Origin of the sequence: Bacillus sp. 105MF (assembly GCF_000374885.1) — a bacterium.
In the GTDB taxonomy this organism is placed as follows: domain Bacteria; phylum Bacillota; class Bacilli; order Bacillales; family Bacillaceae_G; genus Bacillus_A; species Bacillus_A pseudomycoides.
On record NZ_KB895630.1, the window covers coordinates 1 to 10,438 of the forward strand.

The 10,438-nt window shown below is 32.8% G+C and carries 11 protein-coding genes and 1 pseudogene; 3 read left to right on the forward strand and 9 right to left on the reverse strand.

Annotated features, from left to right (window positions below; translation table 11 throughout):
* Nucleotides 1-443, forward strand: a 443-nt coding sequence (locus tag C564_RS0130110; RefSeq protein ID WP_018768021.1) for an IS6 family transposase, incomplete at its 5' end; no start/stop codon positions are given.
* 165 nt (nt 444-608) lie between these two features.
* On the opposite strand, the gene C564_RS0130115 is transcribed toward C564_RS0130110, so the two are convergent.
* The 4 genes from C564_RS0130115 to C564_RS0130130 are packed head-to-tail and all read right to left on the reverse strand — an operon-like array spanning nt 609 to nt 3,049.
* Complete coding sequence (locus C564_RS0130115) at nt 609-1,028, reverse strand: hypothetical protein (RefSeq protein WP_018768022.1); 420 nt, start codon at nt 1,026-1,028, stop codon at nt 609-611.
* 42 nt (nt 1,029-1,070) lie between these two features.
* Nucleotides 1,071-1,406 (reverse strand): hypothetical protein, encoded by a 336-nt coding sequence (locus C564_RS0130120; protein ID WP_018768023.1) that lies wholly within the window; start codon nt 1,404-1,406, stop codon nt 1,071-1,073.
* Nucleotides 1,407-1,432: 26 nt separating this feature from the next.
* Nucleotides 1,433-1,762 carry a YolD-like family protein gene (locus C564_RS0130125; RefSeq protein WP_018768024.1) on the reverse strand — a complete coding sequence of 110 codons (330 nt, stop codon included), beginning with the start codon at nt 1,760-1,762 and terminating at the stop codon, nt 1,433-1,435.
* Between the two features lie 15 nt (nt 1,763-1,777).
* Nucleotides 1,778-3,049, reverse strand: a complete 1,272-nt coding sequence (locus C564_RS0130130; protein WP_018768025.1) for a Y-family DNA polymerase — start codon at nt 3,047-3,049, stop codon at nt 1,778-1,780.
* 466 nt (nt 3,050-3,515) lie between these two features.
* Between C564_RS0130130 and C564_RS0130135 the strand changes: the two genes are divergently transcribed.
* Complete coding sequence (locus tag C564_RS0130135) at nt 3,516-3,746, forward strand: helix-turn-helix domain-containing protein (RefSeq protein WP_000467332.1); 231 nt, start codon at nt 3,516-3,518, stop codon at nt 3,744-3,746.
* A gap of 5 nt (nt 3,747-3,751) precedes the next feature.
* Here the strand turns inward: C564_RS0130135 and C564_RS0130140 are convergent, their stop codons facing one another.
* The 5 genes from C564_RS0130140 to C564_RS0130160 form a co-directional block, all read right to left on the reverse strand.
* Entirely contained in the window at nt 3,752-4,366 is a 615-nt protein-coding gene (locus tag C564_RS0130140) for a replication-relaxation family protein (protein ID WP_018768026.1), read from the reverse strand.
* Nucleotides 4,305-5,486 (reverse strand): FtsK/SpoIIIE domain-containing protein, encoded by a 1,182-nt coding sequence (locus C564_RS0130145; protein ID WP_018768027.1) that lies wholly within the window; start codon nt 5,484-5,486, stop codon nt 4,305-4,307. Before C564_RS0130145 ends, C564_RS0130140 begins: the two co-directional genes overlap by 62 nt.
* A 99-nt stretch (nt 5,487-5,585) precedes the next feature.
* A complete protein-coding gene (locus C564_RS0130150; protein WP_018768028.1) occupies nt 5,586-5,771 on the reverse strand; it encodes a hypothetical protein in 186 nt (61 codons plus the stop codon).
* A 1-nt stretch (nt 5,772) separates the two neighbouring features.
* Nucleotides 5,773-6,069: a hypothetical protein gene (locus C564_RS0130155; RefSeq protein ID WP_026008760.1), complete on the reverse strand. Its 297-nt coding sequence runs from the start codon at nt 6,067-6,069 to the stop codon at nt 5,773-5,775.
* Between the two features lie 561 nt (nt 6,070-6,630).
* Nucleotides 6,631-8,355, reverse strand: a complete 1,725-nt coding sequence (locus tag C564_RS0130160; protein WP_018768030.1) for a helix-turn-helix domain-containing protein — start codon at nt 8,353-8,355, stop codon at nt 6,631-6,633.
* Between the two features lie 1,102 nt (nt 8,356-9,457).
* Between C564_RS0130160 and C564_RS0130175 the strand changes: the two are divergent.
* A pseudogene (locus C564_RS0130175) lies at nt 9,458-10,438 on the forward strand (hypothetical protein); the annotation flags it as partial.

Sequence of the window (10,438 nt, forward strand, 5' to 3'; positions counted from 1 at the left end):
GGATGTATTTATATCGTGCCGTTGATTCAGAAGGGAATACCATTGATTTTTATCTAAGTAAATCAAGAGATAAACAAGCAGCCAAGCGCTTTTTCAAGAAAGCCTTGGCTTTTTCGTACATTTCTAAACCTCGTGTGATAACAGTAGATAAAAACCCTGCCTATCCTGTAGCGATTCAAGCGTTGAAAGAAGAGAAACATATGCCCGAAGGCATAAAGATAAGGCAAGTTAGGTATTTCAATAATATAGTGGAACAAGATCATCGTTTTATTAAGAAACGTGTGCGTTCTATGTTGGGGTTTAAGTCATTTAAAACTGCAACTTCCATATTGAGTGGTGTTGAAGCCATGCATATGATAAAAAAGGAACAGATTGATTTACGGAATCAGTCTGTCCAAAATCAAAAGGAGTTCATCCACCAAGTGTTTGGACTTATAGCATAAAATACGATTTCACTAGAAATCTACTATTATCCGCGTTCTTCTTCATATATTTGCACCAGAACCTGCTTTTTTCAAACTTTGAAACAGAACCTATAGGACTCTATTTATATAGCAAGTTCGTTTACTGTTTATCGAGAATCCATTAACTTTGAATAAAAGTTATTTTTAAGCCCCTGTGAACCAATAAAGAGCAAAATAACTTTCTTCCGTTTCCATAACAAAAAATACATCATTCCAGTCTGGTTCATAAGCATATGCACACCTGATTCCATTACGAGGAAACTCGATAGGTTTGATATAAGGAGAATATCTGTTTCTCACTTTTGTAAATTCTTCTTCGGATATCATTTTCAATTCTGTCCTAATTCTCTCTTCGAATTCCTCCATAGTCATTTCTATCACATTTTTTCCTTTATACCAAAGCCAATGTGTATCTCTCCGTTCTATGAATATGCATTGTACTGCAAACTCTTCCAAAGTATTAATACTGTCGTATTTATTTTTTCTTTTGGTATGTTCAAAAACATATATTGTCTCTTCACATCCCCCTATTAATTCATCATCTTCAAATACAAAATATTTCACACTTACCAACTCCTTAATTAATAATTTTTTGCTCTTTATATATTACTTCTTGCCAAAAATATTATTTAGTCCACTAAGTAAAAGTGCCAATCCAAAAAATAGATAAAATGTAATTTGATTTACACAAACCAATAAACCTATTGCAGATAATATCATCAAAAATCCAGCCTCTTTAAATACACTCTTGGCTTTTATGAACCCAAAGAATCCTAAAATAGAAAAAAATGTTCCCATACATCCAATTATAAGACCTTTTTCAGCTCCTTCTAACCGTCCCATCTCATACGCTAGTCTTCCTAGAAATAAAATAACTAGCGAACATAGTAATCCTAACAATGCACCGATAAGTCCTAATACATCTCCACTTGTATGCTTCAATATAACTACCTATCCTATTCTTCAAATTATGTATATTTTATATCTGTAATATAATTGCTATCTATGTATAACACCTTATTATCTTTATCGATAACTCTTAACTCATTTCGAAACGTATCATAATAATGTATATGACCAGTCTCCAAATGTATTCTTTGCTGTTTATGATAAGAAATGCTTACTTCTAGATTTTCAGACATTGCCCCGCACACAACATCATTGATTTCTTCTAATTGTTGCTCATCTATAATAGGCATCGGTATTTCATTTTGTTTATCGTATATTTCATTTAGTCCTTCAAATTGCTCTTTTATTGCTGAAAACGGCGCCCATCTCATCATACCTCGATCAATCATGACTTGTATTCCTCCTTATGCCTTATGACCACCTATTTTCCCGTTTCTTTCTCTTTGAGTTGCCCCTTTAATGTAGCTAATACCTCTCATAATTGAATTCTTTCCATGCTTATGACGGATAGCGTCCATTGTTTTTGCTAATTTCCTTTGAGCATCTTTTCTTGAAGTATCTTCAAACAAAGACATTTGAATCGCATCATCCCTGGTCAAATTCTTTAAAGTTATATGTATTTGTCGTACGGGATGACCAGAATGAAACTTTTTTAACAACTGTAAACACGTTTCGTAAACCTCTTCTGTTAAACAAATCGGCTGTTCTAGGGTAATTGCTCGCTTAAATCCTCCACAGATATATTTGCTGTAGCCTATTCCAAGCTCAACCGTCCTACAGCACTTATCCATAGATCGTAAGCGAAAACAAGTTTCCTCAATCTGTTCTAAAAGAAGTAATTTTAATTTATTTAGACTAAAGCAATCCTCTAATAAGATTTGCCCTTTTGTTATGGACGTACTTTTAGGTATGTATTTATTAGCAATACGGCTTTCATCGATACCAAATGAATAACGATGTAACTCTTCACCTTTTACCTTTCCAAATCGCTTGATTAAACGCTCTTTGGGCGTGTTTGCAACATCCTTCAAGGAAAACAGTCCCATGCCATGTAAAGCGTCCTGGGTCGCTGATCCGATTCCCCATACATTTTTGAGTGGCTTGATATTCCAGAGTTTCTTTTGAACATCTTCGTATGTCCACAATGTAATTCTAGAGTATGAATGCTTACTTTCCACATCCAGGGCAACTTTTGAAAGGAATAAATTAGGCCCAATTCCAATAGACGCAGTTATGCCCGTTGTATCATATATTTCTCTTTGAATCCTTTTAGCAATTACAATGGGGTCCCGACCAAATAGATGCGCTGTTTGTTGCATGTCTAGAAAGCACTCATCAATTGAATAAACGTGTAGACCTTCTAATGCTACATATTTCGTGTAAATTTCTGTGATCTGATTTAAAATTTCAACAAATCTTCTCATTGTTGCATTCACAATAATAATATTTGGGTCTCTTGGTATCTCGTATAATCTGGTTGCTGTAGAAATCCCTAATTTTTTCAGTTCAGGAGTGGCAGCCAACACAATAGATCCATTTCGATTTACGTCTCCAACAACAGCCAATTTCACTTTTAATGGATCTAAACCTCTCATCACACAAGCACAACTGACGAAAAATGAACATAAATCGATACAGAATATCATTCGATTCATACATTTTGAGTAATCGAACATCATTTCACCCTCAAAAACAGAACGTTTGTTCTTATTATAAACCTTGTTTTTCGGTTTATACAATCTTTTTGTAAATAATTTTTATTATCAATATGGTACGTGAAATTATATGTAGTTCCTCAAAATTCGACTCCTGAACAATTTGATGTCTCTTAACTTATTAAACTCGTTTTCATTTCTACATAAACTAAGAAAAGCTCAAACCCTTGTGTACTAATGGATTTAAGCTTTTTATTTTATAGGAATACTCGTTGCAACAAGTTGCCATTAGGATAGTGTATCAGCAACTTGTAGCTATTACTATGAATGCTACATTCTTCAAAATTATTACACATTTTTTAGATTTTCTTTATATTATTCTATGCTTTGTTTCAAATTATAATTCCATATTTATGAACAAAGGTTTAGTTTTATGGAATATTGTACAAGCTATAAGTAAGATATTCTTTATTAGGAGGGATTCCTTATGTTTGGTCTAGGAAAAAAAAGAACTCCATTTGGTGACTATTTAGATCGTAGAGGAATTAAACAACAATGGTTAGTGCAAAAAACCGGATTAAGTAAATCATTAATAAGTGATTTAGCGAATAAAAAGGATCGTGTTCCCACTTTAACATCCGCAACTAAAATCATTAAAACACTAAGAAAGTTTGATAACCGCATTGATTATCATGATTTTTGGGACATCAATATTTAAGATTCCTAGAATATGTGGTCCATCACGAACGTTCTCATAAATACATTTTGTTTTACAGCATATTGCTCTAATTTAGATTGCCGATAGTCTAACAGTGTAAAAAAGATAATCACTGGAACAATAGCATTCTGTCTTTTATAGATATCTGTTATATGGCCATATAACTGTATTTTATGTTCGTTTGCTTTCATGTGTTGCATCTGATCTATTTCAACGAAATGAGGAACTTTATCATCAAAATAAGTTGCATCTGGAATAATTTGATGTCGCTGATCATTGATTGAAAATTCAATAGGTCTTTCTGTTTTCCATTCTGGAAACCCTAGCCACATCCAGGATTCGTTTCTCATTAACATATGGTGTAATTGACTATTTTTCTTTACTGTCCTTGTAATTCCTAATAAATCACGTCCTTTTTTATTTAAATAATATACATGTTCACGAGCTATTTTTGTGATGTGGCAATATGGAGTCAAATCCTTTAATACACGATTTGCATTCCGAATACTTCCTAAACAGTGAATGGCTTGTAATTGTCTTCTGGTTGCAAAGTCTAATTTACTCAAAGTGGATAAAATCTCGATTTGTCTCGCTTTCTGTTTGAGTGTTTGATGCTTCATATTGTTTCACCACCTTGTATTGCTTCAGTAAATCCCACATTTCTTTATCCTTCAAATAAGGTACCTGAATTTCTTCTGTACGATCTGTCTTAAACAATGCTCTTCCTGGAAGGGAAGGTAAATCCTCAAGCCCTGGTTCATCCAAAGCAACTTGAGAGGCAATTGCTGTAGGTAACCGAAACCCTAATTTTGCATCAGCATTTTGTTTAATTTGCCTTGGTAATGTATCCGAAGTAGGATATTGAGTGCAAAATATAAGCCGGAACCCTAAACCTCCTCCAACTCGTGCAATTTCAGATAACATCTCCTGGCACATAAATAATAAATCCCGTTGTTTTTTAGGTAAGCCTTGTGTAGGACAAAGGTTTGCTCCTTCATCTACTATGATGAAACAGCGTTCTCTAATTGATGTATCTATGATATTGGTCAAATAAGAATTCTTCATTATCTCAATCTGTCTTAGCATATTTTTACGTACTTTAGCCAACATTTCTAACGCTTGTTGTGGGTTTTCAGCTACTTCTACTACTTGGGACAGATCCTTATAAGGACTAAATTCTAGACCTTCCTTCAGATCGATAATAAAAAAACTCACATGTTGAGGCTGTTGTAAAATTAAACTTGTCATCACATTTTTTAGAAATACTGTTTTTCCAAAACGCGTCATACCCGACACGCACATATGCGGTGTGCTCTCAAAGTCATGATAGATGTACTTATCTAACGATTTCCCCATCATAACACGCCATATTTGCTCCTTTAACAAATCCTTAGACCAATTCCACCTTTCAGGTATTTTTTGCTTAAATACCCGAATATGAAGCTCTCTTTGATGAAACGATATTTTAACAGGTTTGTAGAGTCCTTCTTCCAATACTTCATCTAACTTTTTGATTAGCTGACTTGGGACACCAAGTGGTAACTTGTAAACATAATTCTTACTTATGTCATCTTCCATTTCCTTTATGAAAATCGGATATTGTAATTCCCCTTTATGCTGAACACAGATCTTTGTAATTTCAAAAAAGGTTGCAATTTTTTTCTTATCACTCATTCCTTTACCTTGGAAAAAATAAGCTACTGTTATAAAGGTTGCTGGAATTAATAAGAGTGATAACATTTCCTCCATACCTCCTTAAGGTAGTTGAGCCTGTATGGATGCTTAGAAAAAACACTTAAGATGCGCTATTATAATTATTTTCGACTACCAGATAAAATACTAACGTAGAAACACATCTAGTATATCCATTAGCACATACCAAACGCTCCCAATCAATAAGCATTTGAGACCCGCACGTAGCAACCAATCTGGAAGGTAAAGACCTTCCCTTTTCAGCATTTTAATCCCTAAAATAGAGACTCCTGTCACACCATACACAACTCCTAACTCTCCAATGATTGTCATGTTAATCCCATCCTTTTGGTTTAATGGACAAATTCCCTTTACGATCCCTGTAGAGTTGGTAGTCATCTAATAACTCATTCCAAGACAAAGCATGTTCATCCCCATACAGATCCTCTTCAATGTCTTGACTTAAATAATAGTACGCCCGATATTGTCCATCCAGATACACTTCATGTCTTAACATGTGGTCTCGTATAGCACAAAGATTTCCCTCTTTTTTTGTTTCTTTGTACATTTGTCTAAGCATTTTTGAAGAATACAAATAAGGTGTACTATACAGCATTTGATATTGGCTCATATCCTCACCATCCACATAAAATTCTAGATGCATTTAATACATATGATAATGGCTTCCTTTTTCGAATTTGTACCACAAAAAAGTACAAAAATACGCCATTCCCATTTTAGAATGACGTTCGACAATAATCTTTATAAGACTTCATAGCTTTTTCCAATATTTCAGTTACAAAATTAGTTTTACCTAAGCTATAATTCGTTCGATCTTTTGCGTTTTTTGCCAAATCTTTTTTTAACTGTTCATATTCAATAATAAACTGTTATTGCACTAATGAGTGCTTTAGTACAATACGGCTCCTAGAAATAATCAAACTTTATTATAAAAATTATATACTTCATTTAGAGAATTAACTCCCTTTTGATCAATCTTTTTTCAAAATGGAGTTTTTTTGTTCGCTACTAATAATGGATTAACTGTTTCTTTTTTATCAATCTTAATTATAAAGCTACAATAGATCTGTTGATTGATAATTGAAACACAAACATAAGTAAAGAGCCTATTTTATTTTATATCCAAAATAAAATAAGCTCTCTCACATTTCTATAAATATATATTTGACGATTACATCTTTTCTAATATCATTTGTCTCTCATACCACTTTGACATTTTTTCAACTGCATTAGCTGATAAACGCTTGGTTTGTCTATTGCAAAATCTGGATAACGTAGGTGCCGATATTTTTATTTCTTTTGCAAGCTCTCGTATACTTATATTATCAACATTGTGTCGCTCTAGTATTTTTTCTCGAACAACTTCTTCATCAAAAATGTCAGGTTCTTTACTAACTGTGCTTTGTGGCATATCAATAATATCTTTAGTCTTTTCACTATATTCTATTGTTGTTTCATTATTATTCTCTATTCCTAATGTTTTTTTCTTTGGTAAATTGTACATAGACTTAATTAATTCTTCTGGCGGAAGAATAGTAATATTTAAATCGATCCAATAATCTTTGAACCAATTTTTCTTATTTAAACGTTCTTCATCTAATGTACTTGAATACTCCCACTTAGAGATCACATTCTCTCTCTCTAAATCAGTAAGAACATTCTCTAAGTGTTCTCGAATGCGACTTGGTTTCCATGTAAGTGGAATTGCCATGACAGCTAATAATCCTTTATCGCCTCCAATGGAGTATGGGCGCTTTAAAGTAGAATATATTTGCCTAATTCTCCATTGCCATGTTAAATAACGAATTAAGCGTTTATGATATTTATGTCGATAACTATTATATTCAAGTGCCTTTTTAGATAATAAAGCTGTAGTATTATTTGAACCATATAAATAACTTGATAAAAAGCTTCCAGGTTTAATTCGGCAGGATTCAATACCCATATATTCATTTGTTGTATTATGTCTCCATAATACAACTGAATCTAAAACAAATAACCTTTTAATTACTTCCCTTTTTACTTTATATTCCTCATCATTTTCATTTTCATCATTTAAAACAACTACTTCGTTATCATCATTTAAATATATAAAAATGCTCGCTAAAGCAGCAATCCTCTTAGCAACCTTAATTTTATCTTCAGGTCTATAATATTCTCCCTTACTTACTTTCTTTTTAGGTACATTACACATATCCAACACTTGCTCATATGAAAATTCGATGAACTCGTCCGGTGACTGCGCTTGAGCTAGCCATTGTATAGTAATTGAATCTAATACATCCGCTGTAAGATCATCCATATTACTCATTACATCATTAACTAAAGTGTTCCACCGGGACGCTTCATCATCTTTAATTAGCTTCAAATCCTCATCCCTATGCGAAGAAAGCTGAGCTATCGCATTACTTTCTTTCGTTTCAATCGGATAAGATTTGACACCCATATTTGAATCCTCTTCAAAATGATTCTTGGAGATCCCGTCACGTAATTTAAAGTAAATTGCGGAATTATTAACCTCAAAATAATCTTTATCATCTGTTTCATCTTTGTTTTCTTCTGCCTGAATTACTGTTTCATCACTTAATTTTGGCTTGTTATCATTTTTAAACTCTTCTGTTAAAAGATGTTCAATTTCTGAATGGATTTCGTTCTTATAGTGATTCAACTTAATAGCAATTTGTAGTGAAGTTACTCCATTTTCATTCTTTTTACTAAGCCACGATACTAATGCTGAAAAAGATGGTGAAACATATTGTGAAGTTACAACCTTACTACTATCTTTTTCTACGTCTGCACTAAAAGAAGTCCATTTCTCCCAAATTGCTTTGTTATTTCCATATAAAGGTTCGGATATTAACAAAGCATCAGTAAACAATTGTGCTAATTTCTCCACGCTGTCACTCCCTCCTTTTGTACATTCCTTTCAAACAACCCAATATTTAGCGAATTATATATAAATCATTATTATTTTCCGGTTCTGTTATGTTCAAAAAAATAATGAAACACTTTTGTCTTGTTTGTACAAGTGAAATAACATTTATTATACATTACCAACCAATATACCATCAATTAATCTAACGAATTAATAACTGAAACACTTTTGGACATATTGTTAACCTTTTTTATAAATATGAAACACACTTTTTCCCTTATCAATTCTCTACCATACTCTTATATAAGCTTTTACATGAATAACACGTATATAATGAGCTAGATTCATTCATATCTATTTGAAACAAATAATTGAAACATCTTTGTCATATCCTTGACCTAAAATTCAAAAGATGAAACATTAGTTAATTTTTCTTATTTCGATTATATATTTTCAAATTTTTTTTACCATCCCATAAACTCATATATATCAACTGTTTTCCCATCTATGTACAAAACGGATTCTATATCATCCTGAAACATTTTTGCCATACCCTTGACCTTATCAAATATAAAAAACACGCATAAGCCCTTAAATATCAACGGTTTTTGCGTGTTTCTTTCTTTTTTCTCCTACATATAAAACATGAAACACTTTTGCCATATCCTTGACCTTGTAAATTTTAAAACATGAAACGGTTTTTGCCATATCCTTGACCTAATATCCTTTTCAATTCTCTTATAACCCTTCATACCACTACATTCAATGGATATTCCCATAATAAATGACTTATATATGAACATGAAACACTTTTGCCATATCCTTGACGTAAAAACATGAAACATCTTCATTTACCCCTTATATATCAACGTTTTTATACTGTTTCACTAATAATTTGACACATCTAAAACATGAAACGGTTTTTGCCATATCCTTGACACAAAAAAAAATGAAGAAAATCCTGTATCCCTTGTCACAACTGGTTTTATGTCGTGTTTCATATTCTCAAAATTCCCCTTAAAGGGGCACCTTTCAGCAATTTTCGATTTGTTATAATCAAAATTGGTATATTTTATAGTATCCTGGCATATATTTCTGAGTTTACAGGTAGGAGGTGAAAAAGATGGGAAAATCATTTATTATTCATAACCAACGTGGTCTAAATGGACAATCTACAAATGCAGTATTAGTAACACTGAAGTCTTGGCAAAAACTTGTTGAAACTTTCGAAGAGAGATACTACAGCTATAAAGATACATACCTTGAAGATCTACTGGATCAAATGACATATGAAGAACGTGTTGCAGATGTAGATGGCTTTGTAGAACAAGCGAAACCATCTTTTTCACGTCGTACCCTGTCTGCTGTTTCTGAAACTATGGGAAGGAAACATAAATTATATGGTATTACAAACGCAGATTTAGAGGTCTTCTTATACCTACACAAGAAATGTTACACAAATGGGGTTATTCCAAATGTAACAGTACATATGATGTGGGAAGATTACAAGCAATATAAAGAAGAGTTTGCTTACATACAGCATTCTCAATTCTATATTGCATTAAAAAAGCTAAGTCTACATAAAATTGTCACGATTGAAAAGGAATTAGATGGCCGATATACCATTAAACTAACTCATTTTATGAATGAAGAAACTGAAAAGGCAAACCCTTATGTTTATATTAGCCCAGTGGTATTTACAAAAGCTTTCTTTGAGCTGTCAGTTGCGGCTAAGAAACTATTCTTGGACATTGCTATGCAACAGCACAGCGAAACGACTCTAAAACGTTCCTTAGATAAACAAGATGAAAGAGGAAATACAACTCATTTTGGAGGGATGTACCGCTTTTTACATAAGAAATACCCACATCAAATCCGTGCGGTTATGACAGAATTAACAACTGCATTACCATGTACAGGGACTCCCCTATTCAAAATTTGCAAATTACAAAAAGGGGTTAAAAATAAAAAAAGATATACGACGTTATATCTATCCTTACATACAGATTTCTTATGTACAAAAGAAGCTGGAGAAGTACAGTATCGCGATCCATTCACGCCAAAGGTTACGTATGCACGAAAAGCTCGTTTTATTGAATCTGTG

Excerpts from the sequence above, each read along its gene's own strand:
- C564_RS0130125 (WP_018768024.1), bottom strand. The coding sequence starts at position 1,762 with ATGATTGATCGAGGTATGATGAGATGGGCGCCGTTTTCAGCAATAAAA.
- C564_RS0130130 (WP_018768025.1), bottom strand. The coding sequence starts at position 3,049 with ATGTTCGATTACTCAAAATGTATGAATCGAATGATATTCTGTATCGAT.
- C564_RS0130135 (WP_000467332.1), top strand. The coding sequence starts at position 3,516 with ATGTTTGGTCTAGGAAAAAAAAGAACTCCATTTGGTGACTATTTAGAT.
- C564_RS0130140 (WP_018768026.1), bottom strand. The coding sequence starts at position 4,366 with ATGAAGCATCAAACACTCAAACAGAAAGCGAGACAAATCGAGATTTTA.
- C564_RS0130145 (WP_018768027.1), bottom strand. The coding sequence starts at position 5,486 with ATGTTATCACTCTTATTAATTCCAGCAACCTTTATAACAGTAGCTTAT.
- C564_RS0130150 (WP_018768028.1), bottom strand. The coding sequence starts at position 5,771 with ATGACAATCATTGGAGAGTTAGGAGTTGTGTATGGTGTGACAGGAGTC.
- C564_RS0130155 (WP_026008760.1), bottom strand. The coding sequence starts at position 6,069 with ATGAGCCAATATCAAATGCTGTATAGTACACCTTATTTGTATTCTTCA.